Origin of the sequence: Mesorhizobium sp., from assembly GCF_004963255.1 — a bacterium.
Taxonomy (GTDB): domain Bacteria; phylum Pseudomonadota; class Alphaproteobacteria; order Rhizobiales; family Rhizobiaceae; genus Mesorhizobium.
This window is the reverse complement of record NZ_SUGA01000092.1, coordinates 1-1,197: the sequence shown is the minus strand read 5'-3', so window position 1 is coordinate 1,197 and position 1,197 is coordinate 1. Positions and strand designations below refer to the sequence as shown.

At 62.6% G+C, this 1,197-nt stretch carries 1 protein-coding gene; it reads right to left on the bottom strand.

Translation table 11 applies throughout. The features are described from left to right. Positions 1-152: 152 nt before the first annotated feature. Entirely contained in the window at positions 153-1,133 is a 981-nt protein-coding gene (locus tag E5X34_RS32550; protein ID WP_287307199.1) for an IS5 family transposase, read from the bottom strand. Positions 1,134-1,197: the final 64 nt, after the last annotated feature.

The following is a 1,197-nucleotide window of genomic DNA, read 5'->3' as shown; positions in this document are numbered from 1 at the left end:
CCCACAAGGAGGGTTTTGCACGGGAGCCGATATTTAGCGCACGAGGCAGATGGGCGTTTTTTGAAGGGCGCTCTGGCCCCTTTGGCGGGGTATTTTGCCTCGCTGTTGAGGCCTCAAGCCGCCTTGGCAGTGGATTTTGGGCGGACTGCGCCTCATGCCGGCTTCCTCTTTGGGAAGAGGACCGCGGCCGCTCGCTGCAGATTGTAGCCGCAGCCGGCAAGCATGCACTGCGTCCGGTTGGTGGCAAGATTGAAGAAGCGCAGTCGCCGCATGCCGTAGCGCTGCTTGAACACTGCAAACGGTCGCTCCACTGCCGCCCGCACCTTCGAGATCAGACGGTTGCGCTGCTTCTGACGCGGCGTCAGCGGATGGTGCTTGTTGGCCCTGTGCATCAGCCGGTCCTTGATGCCGACCTGCTTCAGCCGGGCATGGCGGGCATGGGTGTAATAGGCTTGGTCGCCATAGGCCGCCTTCTCGTCCCCGCTGATCAGGCCGTCGGCCGGCTCGGTATCGGTGACCGATGCATCCGTGAAGTCCATGCGCCGGATCAGCGTATGAGCATCGTCCACGCCGTTGTGCACCTTATAGCCGAACACGGTCTTGTTGCCCTTGCGTCCCCAACGTGCCTCGCCATCGGCCGATGGCCGCACCGTCGCCTCCTCACCCTTCTTCGGCTTCGCCGGCGGGCGCGCGGCGGCCTGCATGAAGGAAGCATCGATCAACGTGCCGCGCTTGACGATCAGCCCCTTCTGCTCAAGCTGCCGCGTGATCTCATAAAACACCCGATCGATCAGCCCATCGCACTTCAGCTCCTCGCGGAAGCGCCACAACGTCGAATGGTCCGGCGTGGGGTCCGACAGGCTGAAGCCGGTAAAACGGCGGAACGACAGCCGGTCACGAAGTTGTGCCTCCAGCGCGGGATCGCTGAGATTGTTCCACACGCCAAGCAGCAGACAGCGCAGCAAGGCCTCGGCCGGATAGCTAATGTTGCCCCGTCCTGGTCCGCTGCGCTGACCAAGAAGCGCCTTGATCGGCACCCAGTCGATCACTCGCGCGATCTGGTCAAGCTCCGTCACATCCGACCACACCAGCCCATCCGCAAGGCTCAGTTGTCCAAGCACCCGATCGACCATCCGAATCGTCTCCCCTTCATTCCGGACCTACCGAATCACCAACTCAGTTCCGTGCAAAGCCCTC